We start from the raw sequence: 18,894 nt of genomic DNA, 5'->3' as shown, positions 1-18,894 counted from the left end.
GACACACGATGCGGCTCGACTGTCTGATCATCGGCTACAACGACACGCCCTTCTCGCGTCACCTGGACCTGGTGGGCCGCAAGGGCGGCCAGGCCATCGAGTATCGGACCGCCCGCCACGACCACGTGCGCTTCGACGGCCAGCGGCTGCCGTACATGGACCTGCTGTCGGAGCTGGACCGTCGCCGCTCCGGCGCGGGCGCCGGCCACGTCGGGTACCACATCGGCGAGGTCCCGAACCTCGCCGCCGTGTACCTGACCAGCCACCTGCGCCGGCACGGGTACGAGACGGACTTCGTCTCGGCGTTCCGCCCGGAGCAGGACCGGCTGGCGGCCCTGCTGACCGAGCGAGACCCCGTGCTCACCGTCATCACCACCACGTTCTACGTCTCGCCGGGACCGGTGATCGAGCTGGTCGAGTTCGTCCGGGAGCGCAACCCGGAGACGATGGTGGTGGTCGGCGGGCCGCTGGTCGCCAACCTGATCGTGGACGCCGACGCGGCCACGCTGCCCTGGGTGCTGGCCGAGATCGGCGCCGACGTGTACGTGCACGACGGGCAGGGCGAGGACACGCTGCGTCGGTTGACCGCCGCCGTCCGCGACGGACGGCCGCTCGAGGACGTGCCGAACCTGCTGTGGGTGCGTGACGGGGAGACGGTGGTGAGCAGCCGCCGGGTGCCGGAGAACAACTCGCTCGACGAGTGCGCCATCGAGTGGGGTCAGTTCGACGGTGGCGACCTGGGACCCGTGCTCCAGACCCGGACGGCGCGCAGCTGCGCGTTCAAGTGCGGCTTCTGCGACTACCCGATCCGGGCGGGCGCGCTGTCGCTGGCCTCGCTGCGGACGATCGAACGGGAACTCGACGCCATGGCCGGACTGGGCGCGACGGACATCGTCTTCATCGACGACACCTTCAACGTGCCGCTTCCGCGCTTCGTCGACATCTGCCAGCTCATGATCCGCAAGGGGTACGGGTTCCGCTGGTACTCGTACTTCCGGTGCGGCAACGTACGGGGCAGCGACATGTTCGACCTGATGGCGCGCAGCGGGTGCGCCGGCGTCTTCCTCGGCATCGAGTCGGGCGACGACACGGTCCTGAAGGCGATGAGCAAGTCGGCCAGCGTCGACCGTTACCGCAACGGCATCGAGCGCCTCAACGAGCGCGGCATCATGTCGTTCGCCTCGTTCATCGCCGGCTTTCCCGGCGAGACGGAGCAGACGGTGCAGAACACGATCGACTTCCTCAACGACGTGGCGCCGACGTTCTTCCGGATCGAGCCGTGGTGGTACAACCACCGGGCCCCGATCCACCAGCAGGCGGCGAAGTACGCGCTGACCGGCAGAGACTTCCGCTGGCGGCACGCGACGATGGACTCGGCGGGCGCGTGCGACGCCGTGGATCGCGTCTTCGCCGAGGTGACGGAGTCGTTGTGGATGCCGATGTGGAACTTCGACTTCTGGGCGTTGCCCTACCTGCTCGGCCGCGGGTTCAGCCCGGAGCAGGTCGTCCAGCTGCACCGGCTGGGCCGTGACCTCATGGTCCTCAACGACGGTGAGGACACCGGCACCCAGGAGCGCCGCCGGGCCGCGGAGCGGGCCCTGGTCGACTGGTACGCGGGCGTGGACTCGCGGCCCTCACGGTACGGCTCCGCCGCCGTGTCGCCGACGCTCCGCTAGCGGGTGGCGCCGTCCAGCGTCTCGCCGAGGCTCCGGGCGACGAGGATCTGGGTGTACCGCAGTTCGATGCCGATCGCCCGGCACCGGGCGGCCAACTTCATCGCGGCGATCGAGTCGCCGCCCAGGGCGAGGAAGTCGTCGTCCGCCGACAACTCGCTCAGCCCCAGCACGTCCCGTACGCACCGCAGGAACCGCTCCTCCCGACTCTCCGGGTGCGGGTCGGACGGCTCGGCCACCGGTCGGGGCGCGGGGGCGACCGCCAGCGCGGCGAGGGCGGCCCGGTCGAGCTTGCGGTTGGCGGAGAGCGGCAGCGCATCCAGCACGACGAACCGGTGCGGCAGCATGTAGTTCGGCAGCCGCCGGGCCAGGCCGGCGCGCAGGGCGGCCGGATCAAGATGCCCGTTCCCTCCGGGTACGACGAATGCGACCAGGGCGTCGCCGGGGGAGGCCACCTTCACGACGGCGGCGGCGCGTACCTCGTCGGACGCCCGCAGGCAGGCCTCGACCTCGCCCAGCTCCACGCGGTGCCCGCGGATCTTGACCTGGTCGTCGGTCCGTCCCACCACCACGAGCCGCCGCCGGTCGTCCAGGCGCACCAGGTCGCCGGTCCGGTACGCCCGGGTACCGTCCGGCAGCGTGACGAAGTTCCGTTCGGTGAGCGTGGGGAGGTTCAGATATCCGCGGGCCAGGCCGAGCCCGCCGATCAGCAGCTCGCCGGTGTCGTCCGCGGTCTCCTCCGGCTCTCGGGGACGCACCGTGAGCAGGGTGTGGGGGATCGGGCCGCCGACCGGCACGGGATCATGGGCGGCGTAGTCGTCCAGGTGGAACCCGGCGGATTCGTCGAGGCGCAGGAAGCAGCGCCCGATCACCGTCTCGGTCGGTCCGTAGTGGTTGTAGACGACTGATCCGGGAAAGAGGCGGCGCAGGGTCGACACCTGGTGCGCCCGGAGGATCTCGCCGCCCACGACGACGTACCGCGGCCCAGGTGGTGGCGTCCGCCCGCCCGTGGCGGCGTCCAGCAGCTCGGCGTGCGACGGGGTCACCCGGACGAGGTCCAGCCGCGAGTCCTGGAGCAGCCGGGCGAGGGCCTCGTGGTCGGCGTCCGGCGGCGCCAGCGCGAGGCTCCCGCCGGTCACCAACGGCAGGTAGATGTTGGTGGCGGAGAAGTCGAACGCGATCGAGCTGTGCAGCAGACTGTGCACCGGGCGGCCCGGCGAGAACTCGGCCATCAGCCACCGCACGTAGTTCGCCAGCCCTTGGCGCTCCACCATGACGCCCTTCGGTCGCCCGGTGGAGCCCGAGGTGTACATCACGTACGCCAGGTCCCGTGGGCCGGCTCCGGTCCCGAGCCTCACCCCGTCCCCGTCCCTGTCCCCGTCAAGGGAGACCAGGTCGTATGAGCCGCCGGCCATCGGGCCGTGCCGCCCGGGTCGGGTCAGCACGATCGACGCGGCGGCGTCGTCGACCATGAAGCGCAGGCGGTCATCGGGCAGCGCCGGGTCGAGGGGCAGGTAGGCGCCGCCGGACTTCAACACGGCCAGCAGGCCGACAATCAGCTCGGGCGACCGATCGGCGTGCAGGCCGACGATCCGTCCCGGGCCGACGCCGAGGTCCCGAAGCCGCCGGGCGAGCCCGTCGGCGCGCCGGTCGAGCTGCCGGTACGTCAGGTGGGTGTCGCCCATGGTCACCGCGACGGCGTCCGGCGTAACCGCGGTACACCGCTCGATCAGCCCGACCACGTCCGGGATGACGGCGGCAGCTGCCGTCGTCGCGCTGGTCGGTTCGGACCCGGTGCGGGACGTCGGCGCCTCGGTCGTCTCGGTCATCTCGACTCGCGCTCCAAGTCGGCCAACATGTCGGCCAGTTCGCCGTCGGTCCCCGCGACGGCAGGCCGCGCGGTCAGTTCGGCCGCGAGCCCGGCGACCGTCGGGTCCAGGAAGAAGTCGGCCAGGCTGAGCGGTGCCCCGAGACGCTCCTGGATGAAGGTCACGACGACGGTCGCCAGCAGGGAGTGCCCGCCCAGCACGAAGAAGTTGTCGTGCCGGCCGATGTCGGGGCGGCCGAGTACCTCGCTCCAGATCGCGGCGATCGCGGCCTCGGTCGCGTCCGTGGGGCCGGTGCCCACGACCCGTGTCTCGACCCCCTCGGCGGGGTGGTCGGGCAGGTACGCGGGCGCCAGGGTCCCGTCCGGGCGCCGCCGGACCAGCCGCCCGGTGCGGGTCCGCCGGCGTCCGGCGACGACCCACAGCTCACCGGGCATACCCACCGGCGTCGACAGCCCGTGCACGTCGACGACCTCGCCGTGCACGTCGTCACCCGCGTCGGGTCCGGCAAGCGCGGCGACGTCGAGCACCTGGTCCAGCGCGGCCCGGGTCACCGGAGCCGGTGGTGCGCCGGCCGTACGGTCACCACCGGGCGCCAGCTCGCGGACCTTCCGGTCCGGGTCCCGGCCGAGGTCGGCGAGGATGGCCAGCCAGCAGTCGGCGAGCGCCACGACGGACGAGTGTGCGAAGAGATCGGTGTCGTAGTCGATCCGCCCGGCGAGCCGCTCCCGCGTCCGGGTGACCGTGCAGACCAGGTCGTAGGTGGAGTTCTCCCGGTCGACCTCGCGCAACGTGCCGGTGGCACCCGGCAGGGCCAACTCAGGGTCCGCGTCGGTGATCATCTGGAACACGACCTGGAAGATCGGGTGGCGGTCCGACCGGCGTGCCTCGCCCCGCGTCGCCACCACCTGTTCGAACGGGACGTCCTGATGCTCGTACGCGTCCTGGCAGGTCTCCGAGGTGAGCCTGAGCACCTCGCGGGCGCTCCGCTCGCCGTCCACCCGGATCCGGAGGGCGAGCATGTTGACGAAGGCCCCGATCAGCGACTCGACCTCCGGCCGGTCGCGTCCCGAGGCCGTTCCGCCCACGACGATGTCCTGCTGGCCCGTGCACCGGTGCAGGAGGATCGCGAATCCGGCGAGCAGCGCCATGAAGACGGTGGCACCTTCCGCGCGGGCGAGTTCCCCCAGACGTGCGGTGACGGCGGTGTCGAGGGAGAAGCGGTAGCTGTCACCGCGGTACACGGGCCGGGCCGGTCGGGGACGGTCCGTGGGCAGGGCCAGCTCCGTCGCGTCGCGCAACTGCTCCCGCCAATAGGCGCTGCCGCGTTCCCAACGGCCGGCCCGCATCAGCCGGTTCTGCCAGGTGGCGTAGTCGGCGTACTGCAGCCGCGGTTCGGGCAGGAGCACCGGCTCTCCGGTCCGTTCGGCACGATAGAGCGCCGCCAGCTCGGTGAAGAAGATGTCGACCGACCAGGCGTCGGCGATGATGTGGTGGAACGATGTCAGCAGTACGTACCGGCGCGGACCGGTGTGCAGCAGGGTGAGGCGCAGCAGCGGGGCGCGCGCGAGGTCGAACACGCGTACCGCCTCCTGGTCGGTCAGCGCCTGCACCAGTCCCGCCGGCGACGACGTGGCGTCGCCCGACAGGACGTCACGGACGTCGATGACGCGCAGCCGCGGCTCCCGCTCGGTGATCAGCTGACGCAGGCTGCCGTCGACGACGGCGAAACAGGTCCGCAGGCTCTCGTGCCGGCGTACGGTCCGCCGCAGTGCCCGATCGAGCGCCGCGACGTCCAGCTCACCGTGCAGATCGAGGGCCCGGGTGATGTTCTGCACCGCGCCGTCCGGCACCAGTTGGTTGAGGAAGTGGATGCGACGCTGCGCCGAGGAGGCCTCGCTCGAGACGACTGGACCGGCTCCGCTCATGACGCCGCTCCGACCGTCGGCGCCGGTTCGGCCATGGCGACGGCGATGCGGCGCGGGCCCCGGAACGGCTCACGCGCGTGGGAGGTCAGCATGTTGTCGATGACGAGCACGTCGTCCCGCTCGTAGTCGAATCGGGTGCCGGCCGCGCGGTAGCAGTCGCGGACGTGGCCGATGACGTCGTCGGGGATCGCGCCTCCGTCGCCAAAGTAGCTGTTGCTGGGCAGTCCGTCCTCTCCGAACATCTCCAGCAGCCCGGAGCGGACGTCGGGCCCGAGGGTGGTGACGTGGAAGATGGCGGCATGGTTGAACCACACCCGCTCCCCGGTCTGCGGGTGCCGGTGCACGGCATCGCGGACCGAGGTCGTGCGCAGCCATTGCGGGCCGCGCCACTGCGCCTCGATGCCGTGCTCGGCGCAGTAGCGGTCGACCTGGTCACGGTCGGTGGTGTTGAACACCTCCTGCCAGGGCAGGCCCACGTCGGGAGTGAAGTTGCGCCGGACCATCCACCGGCGCCTGGCGAACTCCTTCAGCACCGTCGGGTCGAGCTCCCGCAGCACGCCACGGGTGTCGGCCAGCGGGGTGGCGCCCCGCTCCAGGGGCGGCTGTACGCAGTGGAAGTACAGCGTCATCGGCCAGGAACTCTGGTAGGAGTTCTCGTTGTGGAAGAAGATCTCCTCGGTGGGTGGGTAGTCGGTGGAGGTGTAGATCCTCCCCTTGATCGTCGACCGGGGCGAGGAACGCTCCGTGTAGGGCAGCGGATCACCGGACAGCGCCCTCACCGCCTCCTCGAGGCCGTCGACTCCGCCGACCTCGAAGGCGCGGAGCAGGACCGCGCCGTTGGTGCGTAACCTGTGCCGGATCTCGGGGCGGTCGGCCGCGATCCGGTCGGTGAGCCTCTCCCCGGGGCGGTCACTGCGGATGACGTACGGAAGGTCCACGGCCTCTCCTTCAGCGCCGGTCGGCGAGCGGGATCACGGCGTTCCGTCAGCGGGGTGACGGACGACCTCACGGGCCACCGGAACGATCTCGTCCAGCCGGGCGAGGTCCCGGTCGGGGCGCGCGTCCTCGGCGTCGATCCTCGCGGCGACCTGCGCGATCGTCGGTTGGCGGAAGAACTGCCGGAGGCCGTACTCGATGCCCCACTCGGCCCGCACGCGCGCCACGAGCTGCATGGCCAGCAGGGAGTCGCCGCCGGCGACGAAGAAGTCGTCGTGCACACCGGTCCGCCGTCCGCGGAGCACCCGCGTCCACAGCCGAGCCAGCCGCCGCTCGGTCTCGGTACGCGGCGGCGTCCCGGTGCCCGGCAGGAAGATCTCCCGGCCGGGGCGACCCGCCAGGGCGCGGCGGTCCGTCTTACCGGTCGCCGTGGTCGGTAGCGCGGGCAGCAGCACCAGACGATCGGGAAGCATGTAGTGGGGAAGTGTCGCGCGCAGCGCGGCATGCCAGTCCCGCGTCTCGGCGGTCTCGGCGGCGGCGACGAAGGCATGCACCCGCCGGTCGGTGGGATCGCTGTCGTCCACGACCGCCACCGCGTCCCGGACGCCCGGCAGGCGCCGCAGGGCCGCCTCGATCTCGCCCAGCTCGACCCGGTACGCGCGGATCTTGACCTGCTGGTCGGCCCGGCCGAGATACTCGATGCGCAACCCCTGCGGCGTCCGGCGGAAACGCGCCCGGTCGCCGGTCCGGTACATCCGGGCACCGGGCTGCGGGCTGAACGGGTCGGGCAGGAAGACCGATGCCGTCCGGCCGGGATCGCCAAGGTATCCGCGAGCCACCGTGGGGCCGCCGACGAAGATCGTGCCGGGCATTCCCGGCGGCACCGGCCGCAGCGCCGGGTCCAGGAGATGGACCGTCATTCCGGGCAGCGGTTCGCCGATGAGCACGGACGTGTCTTCCGGCCAGTCGGGCGGGCAGACGAAGTAGGTGCTGTCCACGGTTGCCTCGGTGAGCCCGTAGCAGTTGACCACCTCGGTGTCCGGCCCGCCGAGCCGCCGGAGGCGGGCCAGCTCGTCCGCGGGTACGGTGTCGGACCCCACGATGACGAGCCGGAGCCCGCCGAGGCCTTGGCCGCTGCGCTCAAGGTGCCCGGACAACGCCCGCAGGACGGTCGGTACGAAGTCCGCGACATCCACCCGTTCGTCCCGCACCAGGGCGAGCAGCCGGTCGGGCGAGAGCAGGAACTCGCGGGGGCAGACCACCAGCTTCGCCCCGGACGTGAGGGACCGGACGAGTTCCCCGAGGAAGCCGTCGAAGCAGAAGTTCGCCATCTGCAGGTGCGACCGGATCCGCCCCCGGAGCCCGAACGCGTGTTCCCACGCCAGGCAGGTGCCCAGCAGGCCCCCGTGGGTCGCCATGACACCCTTCGGCTGTCCGGTCGACCCCGAGGTGTAGATGACGTAGCTCAGCTGCCCGGCGGCCGTGGTGCGCGGCGGCCGATCGGTCGGCAGGTGGCCGAACGCCGTGTGGTCCGGGTCGACGGTCAGCACGTGCCGCCGGTCGTCGGCGAGGTCGCCGGCGAGCTGCTCCTGGGTGAGCAGGACGGTCACGCCCGCGTCGGCCAGGATCGCCTCCCGTCGGGCGGCCGGCATGTCGGTGTCGACCGGCACGTACGCTCCGCCGGCCTTCCAGACCGCCAGCACGGCGACGATCGTCTCGACCGAACGCTCCATCAGGATGCCCACCCGCGTCTCGGGTGCCACCCCGAGCTCGCGCAGGCGGTGCGCGAGTTGGTTCGCCCGCCGGTCCAGTTGCCCGTAGCCGAGCCGTACGCTTCCGCAGACGACCGCCTCGGCGTACGGGTGGGCGTCGGCGATCCGCTCGAAGAGATCCAGCACCGACGTCGCCGCCGGCGCGACGACGGGCGCCCCGGTCGACGCGGCGGCGACCGCGGACCGTTCCGCCGGGGTGAGCACGTCGAGGTCCTCAATGTCCGCGTCCGGCCGCGCGCACATGCCGGCGAGCACGTTCTGCCAGTGCCCTGCCAGGCGGTCGATCGTGGCCCGGTCGTAGCTGCTGGCCCGGTACCGGGCGACGAGCTCCAGGGCGCCGTCGTCCTCCACCACGTCGAGGGTCAGGTCGAGCTTGGCCAGACCGAGCTCGACCTCCCTCAGTGAGGCCCGCAGTCCGGCGAAGGAGTGCCGCTCGCCGGCGCCGGCGACGTACTGGAACAGGATCTGGAAGAACGGGCTGTTCTCCAGGTCCCGCCCGCCGCCCAGCGCGGCGACCACGGAGTCGAAGGGGACGTCCTGGTTGTCGTACGCGCCGAGGCAGGTGTCGCGTACCCGGAGCAGGGCCTGTCGTACGGTCGGCGCGCCGGACAGATCGGTGCGCAGTGCCAGGGTGTTCAGCAGCGGCCCGACCATGTCCTGGACGTCCGGATCGTCGCGCATCGCGATCGGCGTGCCCACCGTGATGTCGCCGCGTTGCAGGTAACGCGACACGGTGATCTTCAAGCCGGTCAGCAGCACCATGAACAGCGTGACCCGCTCGGCGCGGGCGAGGGCCCGCAGCCGCCCGGCCAGGTCGTCGGCGATGGCGTACCGGGCGTGTCCGGCGGCGTGCCCGGCATCGGTCCTCGCCCCGCGGTCCGGCGGCACGCGGGAATCGCCGGGGATGCCGTCCAGCCGACCGCGCCAGTAATCCAGCTGATGGTCGTGTCCGGCGCTGTTCCGCCACTTCTCCTGTCTCGCGACGATATCCGAGAACTGCGGCCGAGAATGTGTCGGACGGAATTCGCCATTCTCCGCGAGGGTGGCGTACAGATCGCGGAAATCGCGGAACACCACCTGCGCCGACCAGCCGTCGGAGACGATGTGGTGCACGCCGAACAGCAGGATGTGCCGGTCGGTTTCCGTGCGTATGACCGCCGCCCGGAACAGCGGGCCACGCTGAATGTCGAATGTGCGATGCGCGAGTCGGTCGACCAGGCCGTCGGCGGTCGTACCGCGTGTCGGGTCCGGAAGCGCGGAGAGGTCGATGAACGGTATCGCCGCCGGTTGGTCACCCGTCGACGTGTCGATGGTCGGCTGGCCGTCCTCGTCCGGGAATCGGGAACGCAGGATGCGGTGCCGGCGGACGACCCCCTGCAACGCCCGGACCGCGAGCGCGGGGTCGAGCGGGCCCGACAGGTCGATCGCCGAATAGCTGTTGTAGACGGGGACGCCGGGCGTGATCTGGTCCAGGAACCAGAAGCGCCGCTGGCTGGCGGAGACCGCCTCCGGCCGCGACGGCGCCTCCGTTCCTTCGTCCGAACGCTGCATCAATCGGCCTCGCGAGTCCTGATCGCCAACAATTCATGAAGTGGACGTTAATTGGCTGGCGGCCACTCGGACGCCGCTACCGGTCGTGCCGCCGCTGAAATCGCGGTGCACGATCGTGAAGACCGACCCAGTACAACAAGGCCCGCCGAGTTTCGTCAAGCGCCTGCCACGGCACCCTTGCCAAGATCTGAAAGCCGCCATCAGGCATTGGCGCTAATCGACCATTGGCGGGGGTCGGCATCGGCTGGACGCGAGCGTTGGGGGCGGCTACCCTGACTTGTCTGCGGAGGCTCGGGGGGCGACGTGGAATCGATCCGGCTCGTGGGTGCGGACCTCGCCGTCGGCGAGCCGATTCTTCCGTTGCTGGACGCCTCCCTCGGCCGTTTCGGGGAGCGGCCCGCCGTGTCCGATCCCGGCGGCTGCCTGACCTTCGCGGACCTGGACGCCGAGACCCGCTCACTGGCGGCGGAGCTGCGGGCGGCCGGCGTCGGCGCGGCGGAACCGGTGATCATCCAGACCGCCGCGTCCCGGTGGGCGATCGTCGCGATGCTCGCCGTGCTGCGCGTCGGCGCGCAGTACGTGCCGGTCGACCGGTTGTTTCCCCGCCGGCGGCAGGAGGACGTCATCGTGGCGAGCGGGGCGACCTGCCGCATCACCGAGTCCGAGCGCCCCGACGCCGGACTCCGGATCACGGGCGCCGCCGGGGGGCCGTCGGGAGCGGCCCCGCGCGCCGGGCCGGCGGGGGAATTCCCGGCGTACACGTTGTTCACCAGCGGCTCGACCGGTACGCCGAAGGGCGTGGTGGTCACCCACGACGGCCTCGGATACTCCACCCGCGCCCGCATCCACTACTACCCGGAGGCGCCGTCGGTGTACCTGCTCTGCTCGTCGATATCCTTCGACAGCTCCGTGGCTGGCATCTACTGGTCGCTGGCGACCGGGGCGCACCTCGTCATCCCCGGCCGCAACCCACTCGACGCCGAGGCCATCGTGACGGCGGCGGACCGCTTCCGCGGTTCCCACCTCCTGCTGCTACCCACCCTCTACGAGGCGGTACTGGACACGGCCGGCCCGGGGCAGCTCACGAGCCTGCGCACGGTCATCGTCGCAGGGGAGCCCTGCCCGCCGCGCCTCGTCGGCCGGCACTTCGCACAGCTTCCCGGCGCGGCGCTCTACAACGAGTACGGACCGACCGAGGGCACCGTGTGGACGATGGTCCACCGGTGCCGTCCAGCGGACGCCGACTCGTCCGACGTGCCGATCGGCCGGCCGATTCCCGGGACGACCGCGTACATCGACCTCGACGGCGAGCGGACCGGCTCCCGAACCGGTGAACTGCGGATCTCGGGCCCGGGCGTTGCGGCCGGATACGCGACCGCGGCCGGTGGGATCGCGCGCTTCCCGGACGTCGAGGGGGCGCGAACCTATCGGACCGGCGACATCGTCAGCCTGGACGCCGAGGATCTCGTCCACTTCGCGGGCCGCCGCGACACCCAACTCAAGATCGGCGGAATGCGGATCGAGCTGGCGGAGATCGAGCAGGCGATCGTACGGCGCGTCGGCGGGCGACCGGCCGCCGTCGGCATCGCCCGCCGAGGCTCGGCGGTTCCCAGTCTTGTCGCCTTCGTGGCCTGTGCCGACGCCCACGAGAGCCTGCCCGATCTGCGCCGGCTGCTCCGCGACGACCTGCCTCGCGGCGCCCTGCCGAGCCGCTGGCAGGCGGTCGATGAACTGCCGAGACTGCCGAACGGCAAGCTGGACCGGCCTGCGGTCGACCGGATGGCCGCCGACTTCCTGTGGTCCTGATGAAGCGGCACCTCGGTCTCCTGATTCCGCGTCAAGTGCTGCGGATGCTGCTGACTGTCGCCGCTTGCCGCGACGAACGGGTCCCAAAGAGACCGCGGTTCCACATCCAGTCCTCGTGCAGCGTCGGCCGACGGTGGCGGTTCAGGTCCGCGTAGGACGCGAATCGCGCCGCCGTGCGGCGACGACGCTCCGCTCACCTCACCGAGGTTCCCCGACCGGCGTCGTCGGGTGCGACCGGAGCACCGCCCGGGCCAGGCTCGCCCGGTTCGACACGCCGAGCTTGCGGTAGATCCGGCCCAGGTGGGTGTCGACCGTACGGACGCTCAGGAAGAGCCCGTGTGCGACCTCCACGCTGGTCATACCGCGGCTCACCAGATCGGCGATCTGCCGTTCACGCTCGGTCAGCACGGCCAGCGGGTCGCTATCCCTGGTTGACGCGTCCGGGACCAGACGGCTCTGCTGCCGGCGAACCCGATCGACCAGACGGGCCGAACCGCACTGTTCGGCGAGCGCGGCGGCTCGTCCGAGCCAGGCGCGGGCATCGTCGGTGCGGCCGGTGTCGACCAGTACGGTTCCCGCCGCCGTCATCGTCCGGCACAGGTCCAGGTCCAGTCCCCGACCGGCGAAGCACTCGACTGCCTGCTCCGCGGCGGCCAGCGCCGGGCCGGTTTCCCCGCGTGCGGCGTACAGCCGCATGCGGGCGCGCATCAGGAAGCCCTGACGGCTGACGGAGAGGTTGCGCACCGAGGCCTCGGCCAGGTCGACCCACCGGCTGGCGTCACGCTTGTCACCCATCCGGAGCGCGGCCATGGACAGCGCCTCGTACCACCGGGACCGGTTCGGCGGGGCGATCCGTGGCATCTCCGGGCCGCCGAGAGCGTCGAGCATCAGCCGACGCCCGCGTTCCGGCTCCGCCACCTTGATCAGCAGGTCCGCCAGGAGGCAGCGCACGATCACATCCTCGGCCGGCCCCTGGTCCCGGATCAGGGCGAGGGCCTGATCCCCCAGGGCGATCACCGCGGCGGCCTCTCGGTCGAAGTCCTGCCAGTACCGTACGAGCGCGAGAAGCGCGGCGACCGCGGCCCGGGCTGTCGACGTGCCTTCCGGTTCGAGCAGTTCCGCAGCCTCCTCCAGGGTGCGGCCGGCCCGGTCGAGTAGTCCACGTTGCAACTCCACCGCCCCCAGCGAGGTCAGGATGGCGGGGAGGATGAACCATTGTCCGGTTCGGCGGGCCTCCTCGGCACCCCGGGACAGGTGCCGATGCGCCTCGGTGAACCGGTGCAGGGCGTCCTCCGTCGAGCCCACCAGGTGGAGGGCCGGCAGGTTGGTGACGACGCTGCTGTCCGGCGTGGTGTCCACCAGATCGGCCGCGATGTCGGCGGCCCGGTCCGCGGCGTCGCTGTCCGCGGCGAGCAGGTGCGCCATCGCCGTCTGGGCGACGGCGGCCGCCTCCCCGAGCCGGTCTCCGTGCTGCCGGGCGATGGTGGCGGCTTCGCGGGCGTTCAGGCGGGCGGCTTCCGGATCGAGCCGGTCGAGGGCGAGTGCCGCCAGTTCCGTGTGCATGGCCACGGCCGTGGAGGGAGTGGAGGGATGGGTGCCGTGCAGCGCGGCCAGCCCTTCCCGGATCAGGGCCGACGCCTCGGCGTGCCGGCCCTGGATCCGGCGTACCCGGACGGCGACTGCCACGGTCGAGGAGAAGTCCCGGCCAGGCATGCGGATCACCCGGGGCAGGAGGGTGTGCACCAGTTGCTGCACGTCGCATCGACCGCCGCGCAGCAACTGGGCCCGCAGGGCCAGCACCTGCGCCTCGTACCAGCGGTCGTCGCCCTCGGGCAGCAGTTGCAGCGCGGCCTCCAACCACTCCAGCGCATCGGCCGGTGCGTCGTGCATGGTGCTCCGCGCCGCGTCGATCAGAACGGGCAACTGCTCAGGGCGGTCCGTGTCGAGGGCCCGGGCGATGTGGTGGGCGCGCTGGGTGACCGGAGCGCCGCGAGCCAGCAGTTCGGCCTCCACGCGCCGGTGGGCGGCGAGGCGTTGGCTGGGGCCGATCTGCGCGTAGACGAAACGACGGACGACGTCGTGCCGGAACGCGAAGCGCGGCAGCAGCTGCACCGGGCGCATCAGGTCCAGCTCGGTGAGGGTGTCCAGGGCGGACAGTGTCTCCGTGACGTCCAGTCCGGCCACCGCGGCGAGCAGGTCCGCCGAACCGGGGGTACGCAGCACGGCGGCCGCCTGGGCGACCCGCAGTTCGCGGTCGGCGAGTTCGGCCAGCTCGCCGAGCAGGATCAGGTGGGCGTCGGTCATGGCCTCCGCGTCTGCGGCAGCCAGCAGTTGCAGGTAGAGCGGGTTGCCGTCACCCTCGGCGTGCAGCCGGGTCAGGTCCGGCCGGTCACCGAGCAGCTCGCGGGTCTGGCCGAGGTCCAGTGGACCTAGTCGGTGCTGGGTGAGCTGGCCGCGTGCGGCCGCCCGGGACAGCACCGCCGCCGCTCCACGGGACAGTTGTCGGTCCCGGTAGGCGAGGACCAGCAGCACCGGCGCGGTGGTGGTCAGTTCGATCAGCTGCTGCATCTGGTCCCGGTGCGCCGTGTCGAGCAGGTGCACGTCGTCGAGCAGGACAAGGGTGGGTTCCGCTCCCACCACGACGGGCGGACCGGTGCCCGTCCGGCCGGTGGCGGCGACCACCGTGAGGGTGTGCGCCCTGCCCTGCGCCGCGAGGGCGGAGATCAACGTGGTCTTGCCGATTCCCGGTTCTCCGGCGAGGGCTACGGCTGCGCCGGTTCCCGCGTGCAGGTCGTCGAGCTGACGACGGAGTGCGGCGAATTCCGTCCGGGGCAGCGGGTGACCGGTCATCCGACCGGACTTCGGTCGAGCTGGTACGAGCCGGTCGGCCGGGATGGGCGTCATCGGACGGTGTCGCGGGACGGCCGCTGGCTGTGGGTGCGGAACCGCAACCCCAGTGTGATCAGAGAAGGCCGTTTACCTGGCATTACGGATCCTTAGGGGGAAGATCCTCTTTGGGGATGTCGAGTACATAAGACGGACGCTTCGTAGTCAACAGCTCACCGCACTCTTCGATCCGGCCAGATCTCGAGTTGATCGGTCCAGGTGTAGTTTCCCGGCGGAGGAAGGATTGCCGTCGATCTAGGGCTGGGGTAGAAAGGCGGCGGGCAGTTGATTTTCAGCCGGGCGACGAGCGTGCCCGCCGCCGTCCGGAGCTGGTCGAGGCCGGTGAAGCCGCGGTCCCAGGCGGCAGTCCGCAGGACTCCGGCAGGGCCGCCGAGTCGTGCACGTTGACGACGGTCAGCTCGGACACGTCGAGGTCAGCCAGGCTGAACTCATCGTCGATGGAGACCGTGTCGTCGCCCCGCACACCTACCTCCCGCTGCCGCCCGGACCCATCCGGAGAAGTACGCAACCGGCTACGCAGCCGGCGCCTGCCAGCGACTACGTAACCGGACCGGTAGTTGTGCGGACGCCTCCCACGGACACGGCTGCGAGTGTCGGCAGTCACGCCGTCACCGTCCTCCACCGGGAAGCGGTCACGGGGGAGAGGAGAGAGGATGATCGGGACCACGTTCGGCGGGACGCCGGCGCTGGGCGTACGCCGGGTCGGGCCCGTCACCCGAGCGCCCGAGGTCACCGTGGCGCCGTACGCGATAGTGCGGGTCGCCGGTGTCACCCTCCCGGAACCGTCGGCCGTGACCGAGGAGTTCCGGGGCGTCGCCGCCCGCCTGCTCGAGCTGACCGCACGCGCCGAGCGAATCGCCGCGGCGCTCGCCGACGTGCTGCACGAGCAGGTCGTCCGGGCCGATTCCGACCAGCGCCGGGCGCTGCTGGCCCTGCGCCGCGACGTGCACAACGGGCGCAGCCCGTCGGTGGCGTCGCGTACCCGGCTGGCCGGCTGGACAGACCACCTGCCCGGCCTGGCGTCCTGGCTCGGCCTCCGCGACGACATCGACCGGCACACCGCGGAACTCGACGCCCTTCTCGCGCCGGCGCTCGCCGCCGACCGGGTTGCCCTGGCCGAGCTGTGCCGCGCCGAGGAGCTGTCCCGGGCCGTCGCGCTGACCAGCGTGGACCTGCTGCGGGCGCTGCGCCGGGCGGCCGAGCAGGGCCCGGCTCCCGACGACCGGGCCCGCAAGTCGGAGGCCACCGTGCTCCGGTACGCGCTGCGCGCGGCCACCAGGACCGTGCCGCTGTCCTGGTTCACCCGGGTGGGCTGGGGCCGCTGGGACCGGCCGATGCCGGACCCGACCGGCTCCCCGGAGGTGGTGGCGGTCGCCAACGCCGACCGGGCCACCCTGTCCGCCCTCGTCCACGCTGTGCTCCGGCACCCCGACCGTCGCGGCGATCTGCCCCACACGCTGGCACCCGGCCTGCGGGTGGACGGGGCGGTGATCCGGCTGCGTCGGCAGACACAGGCCCCCGACGCGCCACCCGGGGTGCAACGGGAGGAGGCGCTGACGCTGCCGCTGACCCGGGCGCTGCGGCACCTGCTGAATCTGCTGGAGCCCGGCGGGGTGGCGACGCCGCACCAGCTCGCGACGGAACTGGCCACCCGGCTGCCCCTTCCGGCGTCGCAGGCGTCCGCGGCGGCCCGGGCGTACCTGCACGCGCTCGTCGAACAGGGCGTGCTCCGCCCCGCGTACCCGGTGGACCCGCAGGCCGTCGACGGCCTCGCCGCGGTCGCCGACTGGCTGGCCCGGATCGGCCTGGCCGACGTGGCCGCGTTGCTGCGGGAGATCGATGCCAGGACCACCGCGTTCGCCGGTCTCGACGCGACCGAACGGCCGGCGGCCCTGGCCGGGCTACGCTCCCGCTGGGACGCGGCCTTCGCCCTGCTCGGCGCGGACCGCACGGGTCGTCCGCAACCCGTCACCGAGGACGTGACCCTGGTCCGCCCGGTGGGCCTGGGCCGGGCCCACGGCCGGGACCACCGGGGCACCCTCGCCGCGCTGGCCCCGCTCTTCGAACTCTTCGACCAGCGGGCGGTGGTCCGCCGCCTGACCCGGGACCGCTTCGTCGCCCGCTACGGCGTGGGCGGCCGCTGCGGGTCGCCGACGGAGTTCGCCGAGGAGTACGGTGCGATCTGGCAGGCGACGCACCTGGTCGGCGCCGACGGCGCCCTGGACCCGACGCTCGACCTCGCCCGCGGTGACGAGCTGCGCGAACTGGCCCGACTCCGGGCCGACCTGGTGGCCGCTGTCACGACCGACGACGACGGGAACCTGACCGTCCCCGACGGGCTGCCCGACGCCGTTGCCCCCAGGCTGCCCCGTTGGCTCACCAGCCGACCCGGCTCGTACGCGGTCTTCGGACAGTCCTGCCACGACGGCGCGTCGTTCTGTGTCAATCACGTGTACGGCGGCTGGGGCCGGTTCACCAGCCGCTTCCTGCGGCAGCTCCCCCCGGAGGCCGGGACGGCCGTCGCCGCCCAGCTCCGGCGCCACCTCGGCGCCCGGGTGGCCCAGCTCCGCCCAGTCAACGGGTTCAACGGCAACCTGCATCCGCTGCTCGTCGGAGACGAGATCGCAGACGACCGCCGCCACGGAACCCTGGTCCCGGACGACCTGCACCTGGTCCACGACGTCGCCACCGATCAGATCCGCCTGGTGGTCACCGCCACCGGTGAACCGTTGGACGTGCTCTATCTCGGGTTCCTGGTGCCGCTGATGCTGCCGGAGCGCCTGACCAGCATGCTCACCGACCTGGGCACGGGATCGGTCGGACTGGGCGGGGCCATGGCGGCCCGACAGATCCGCCGCACCCCGGTCGGCCCGGTCTGGTGCCGGCCCCGGCTGCGGTACCGGGAGGTGGTCCTCTCCCGGGCGGACTGGCGGCTCTCCGCGGAGATCGTCGCCGCCTGGCGGGCCGAGCTGGACGCCCGGCCCGCCGAGGTGGGACGTACCGCCGTGCGCTGGCGACACCTGCTCGGCCTGCCCGAGCACGTCTTCGCCGGCGCCGCCGCCGTCGAGGGCGCGAAGGGGCTGACGGGGTTCATGTCCTACCTGGAGCAGTCCCGTTCCCAGTACGTCGACCTCGCAAGCCCGCTGCACCTGCGTTGCCTGTCCCGGACCCTGGCCCGCTATCCGGACGGTGTCGTCCTGGAGGAGGCACTGCCCGCCCCCCGTCCCGGGCAGCCGGCGACGGAGGTCGTGATCGAGCTGTACCGCGCAGGCACCGATGAGTGACCACCGGTCGACGGCCGCCGACGTCGTCTGCTACTACCACGAGCCGGAGAAGGTCCCGCTGCTGCACCACGGGGTCCTTCCCGCCGTCGCCAGGCTGAGTGGTCCGCAGCTGCGGCTGCACGTCGAACGGCACTGGCTGCACGGGCCGCACCTGCGGATCCGGGTGGCCGGACCGGAGCCCGCCGTACGTGGGGCCGCCGACGATTTCGCCGCCGCGCTGCGCGCGTACCTGGCCGCCCACCCCTCCCGGGGCGACGTCGACGACGCCGAGCTGCTGCGCCGCTGTGTCGCGGCGGGCCGGGCCGAACTGGTGCCCGGCCCCTACGAGCCGATCATGGCCGACAACACCGTCCTGGTCGGCCCGCCGGCCGACGGGCACGTCCGTGAGCTGCTCGGATCCGACGCCGCCGTGGCCTGCCGCGCGGAACTGCTGCGCGCCGGCCTCGACCCGGTCGCCACCACCGCCGCCGACCTGGTGGCGCACGGCAACACCTCCGCCCGGCGGGTCCGGCTCGCCCTCACCGCCATGGCCGTGCACGCGGCCGCGTACCCGGCCGGCTACGGCGCCGGCTACAACTCCTTCCTGTCCCACCTGGAGGACTTTCTGCACCTGCGGGATACCGACGGGCGGATCCGGGCCGGCTTCCACGCGACCTGGCAGCGGCAGAGCGACCGGATCGTCGAGGAGGTCGGGCGACTGGTGGCGCCGGACCGGACCGGCCACACCCCGGTTGCCGAAGCCTGGCGAAGCTGGGAGGAGGTCGCGTGGCGGATCACCCGGGCGGCCCATGACCGAGGTGACATACCCGTGGTACCCGGCGACCAGTACGCCCGCCGGGCCCGCGCCCTGGGCGACCCCGCCGCCGAGCGGCAGTGGGATGTCACCGTGCGGACCGAGTTCAGCCCCTACCACCGTGAGCTGAACCGGATGGACTTCCTGTCCAAGGCGGCGGTCCGCGACGACTTCGGCCCGTACCGGTTCGGCACCAACGTGCTGTACCTGCTCCTGGCGATCTGCGACATCACCCCCTCCGAGCGCTACCTCGCCGCCTACCTGTTCAGCGAGGCCGTTCAGCGGCTCACCGGAGTGACCTGGCAGGACGCGATGCGCGGGCACCCGCGCGCGTCGGAGGTGACCCGGTGACGGCCGTGGTGTCCGTCCCCGCCGCCGAGGGAGGACGTGCTGTACACGCTGCTGCTGGGCCGTCCCC

Annotated in this window: 10 protein-coding genes; 4 read left to right on the top strand and 6 right to left on the bottom strand. The window is 72.2% G+C overall.

Annotated elements, in window-relative coordinates; translation table 11 throughout:
* Positions 1-8 precede the first annotated feature (8 nt).
* On the top strand, positions 9-1,676 hold the full coding sequence (locus ACLQ22_RS29540) for a PhpK family radical SAM P-methyltransferase (protein ID WP_425695194.1): 1,668 nt from the start codon (positions 9-11) through the stop codon (positions 1,674-1,676).
* On the opposite strand, the gene ACLQ22_RS29535 is transcribed toward ACLQ22_RS29540, so the two are convergent.
* The 4 genes from ACLQ22_RS29535 to ACLQ22_RS29520 are packed head-to-tail and all read right to left on the bottom strand — an operon-like array spanning position 1,673 to position 9,686.
* On the bottom strand, positions 1,673-3,502 hold the full coding sequence (locus ACLQ22_RS29535; RefSeq protein ID WP_425695193.1) for a non-ribosomal peptide synthetase: 1,830 nt from the start codon (positions 3,500-3,502) through the stop codon (positions 1,673-1,675). The two genes, ACLQ22_RS29540 and ACLQ22_RS29535, sit on opposite strands and share 4 nt — an antisense overlap.
* On the bottom strand, positions 3,499-5,427 hold the full coding sequence (locus ACLQ22_RS29530) for a condensation domain-containing protein (protein ID WP_425695192.1): 1,929 nt from the start codon (positions 5,425-5,427) through the stop codon (positions 3,499-3,501). The genes ACLQ22_RS29535 and ACLQ22_RS29530 overlap by 4 nt, the downstream gene beginning before the upstream one ends.
* Positions 5,424-6,365, bottom strand: coding sequence for a TauD/TfdA family dioxygenase (locus ACLQ22_RS29525; protein ID WP_425695191.1), 942 nt, complete (start codon positions 6,363-6,365; stop codon positions 5,424-5,426). The genes ACLQ22_RS29530 and ACLQ22_RS29525 overlap by 4 nt, the downstream gene beginning before the upstream one ends.
* A 33-nt stretch (positions 6,366-6,398) precedes the next feature.
* The gene (locus ACLQ22_RS29520) at positions 6,399-9,686 is read right to left on the bottom strand and encodes a non-ribosomal peptide synthetase (protein WP_425695190.1); all 3,288 of its coding nucleotides are present in this window, start codon (positions 9,684-9,686) and stop codon (positions 6,399-6,401) included.
* Between the two features lie 303 nt (positions 9,687-9,989).
* On the opposite strand from ACLQ22_RS29520, the gene ACLQ22_RS29515 reads away from it, so the two are divergent.
* Entirely contained in the window at positions 9,990-11,492 is a 1,503-nt protein-coding gene (locus tag ACLQ22_RS29515) for an AMP-binding protein (RefSeq protein WP_425695189.1), read from the top strand.
* 198 nt (positions 11,493-11,690) lie between these two features.
* Here the strand turns inward: ACLQ22_RS29515 and ACLQ22_RS29510 are convergent, their stop codons facing one another.
* Both ACLQ22_RS29510 and ACLQ22_RS29505 read right to left on the bottom strand, forming a co-directional pair.
* On the bottom strand, positions 11,691-14,342 hold the full coding sequence (locus ACLQ22_RS29510; protein WP_425695188.1) for a LuxR C-terminal-related transcriptional regulator: 2,652 nt from the start codon (positions 14,340-14,342) through the stop codon (positions 11,691-11,693).
* A 328-nt stretch (positions 14,343-14,670) separates the two neighbouring features.
* Positions 14,671-14,862 (bottom strand): hypothetical protein, encoded by a 192-nt coding sequence (locus tag ACLQ22_RS29505; RefSeq protein ID WP_425695187.1) that lies wholly within the window; start codon positions 14,860-14,862, stop codon positions 14,671-14,673.
* Positions 14,863-15,052: 190 nt separating this feature from the next.
* Here ACLQ22_RS29505 and ACLQ22_RS29500 point away from each other — a divergent pair, with 190 nt between their 5' ends.
* The gene (locus ACLQ22_RS29500; protein WP_425695186.1) at positions 15,053-17,683 is read left to right on the top strand and encodes a lantibiotic dehydratase; all 2,631 of its coding nucleotides are present in this window, start codon (positions 15,053-15,055) and stop codon (positions 17,681-17,683) included.
* Positions 17,676-18,827, top strand: a complete 1,152-nt coding sequence (locus ACLQ22_RS29495; protein ID WP_425695185.1) for a hypothetical protein — start codon at positions 17,676-17,678, stop codon at positions 18,825-18,827. Before ACLQ22_RS29500 ends, ACLQ22_RS29495 begins: the two co-directional genes overlap by 8 nt.
* The last annotated feature ends 67 nt before the right edge of the window (positions 18,828-18,894 follow it).

Origin of the sequence: Micromonospora sp. DT178 (assembly GCF_049841695.1) — a bacterium.
Lineage (GTDB): Bacteria > Actinomycetota > Actinomycetes > Mycobacteriales > Micromonosporaceae > Micromonospora.
The sequence above is the reverse complement of the archived record's forward strand: the minus strand, read 5'-3'. Positions and strand labels throughout refer to the sequence as shown.

What these genes read in the sequence shown, in the direction of transcription:
- ACLQ22_RS29520 (WP_425695190.1), bottom strand. Translation starts at nt 9,686, where the DNA reads ATGCAGCGTTCGGACGAAGGAACGGAGGCGCCGTCGCGGCCGGAGGCG.
- ACLQ22_RS29530 (WP_425695192.1), bottom strand. Translation starts at nt 5,427, where the DNA reads ATGAGCGGAGCCGGTCCAGTCGTCTCGAGCGAGGCCTCCTCGGCGCAG.
- ACLQ22_RS29500 (WP_425695186.1), top strand. Translation starts at nt 15,053, where the DNA reads ATGATCGGGACCACGTTCGGCGGGACGCCGGCGCTGGGCGTACGCCGG.
- ACLQ22_RS29535 (WP_425695193.1), bottom strand. Translation starts at nt 3,502, where the DNA reads ATGACCGAGACGACCGAGGCGCCGACGTCCCGCACCGGGTCCGAACCG.
- ACLQ22_RS29495 (WP_425695185.1), top strand. Translation starts at nt 17,676, where the DNA reads ATGAGTGACCACCGGTCGACGGCCGCCGACGTCGTCTGCTACTACCAC.
- ACLQ22_RS29540 (WP_425695194.1), top strand. Translation starts at nt 9, where the DNA reads ATGCGGCTCGACTGTCTGATCATCGGCTACAACGACACGCCCTTCTCG.
- ACLQ22_RS29510 (WP_425695188.1), bottom strand. Translation starts at nt 14,342, where the DNA reads ATGACCGGTCACCCGCTGCCCCGGACGGAATTCGCCGCACTCCGTCGT.